This is a genomic window from Mesorhizobium sp. M2C.T.Ca.TU.002.02.1.1, assembly GCF_003997225.1.
In genome coordinates, this window is the sequence record NZ_RZTO01001538.1 from 1 (window position 1) to 357 (window position 357).

Annotated in this window: 1 protein-coding gene; it reads right to left on the minus strand. The window is 61.1% G+C overall.

Annotation, left to right across the window (positions count from 1 at the left end; all coding sequences use genetic code 11):
- Window positions 1-316, minus strand: a 316-nt coding sequence (locus EOD07_RS37175; protein WP_245470654.1) for an NADH dehydrogenase ubiquinone Fe-S protein 4, incomplete at its 3' end; no start/stop codon positions are given.
- Window positions 317-357: the final 41 nt, after the last annotated feature.

A 357-nucleotide genomic window follows, 5' to 3' on the forward strand; every position in this document is an offset into this window, starting at 1 on the left:
AAAGCGCCGTCTGTATGTGCGCTGCCTCTGCACCAGCGCCATAGTTGTGGCTTGCCTGAAGCCATGCCAATTGTAGCCGTTGCCAAACCACGTCGGAAAAGGCGTGCCTCTCCTCCGATGCTTGCCTGTTGCTGACCTTGGCCTGGCAGCCAGAAGATGGAGCCTGCACCACGTGGTTGAGGCCTTGGCGCTCCGCATAACGGATCGCCGCCTCAAGCGTCGGAAAATCCAGTTGAACCTGGGTCAGGGTGTCCCGGCCGCCCGTATAGCCCATCAGCGGCTCGATGAACGGGGCTGTGCGAGGTTCGAAAATCAATCGCCAGTCCTTGCGGGGCTTTGCTGAGGTCGTGGCCGAGC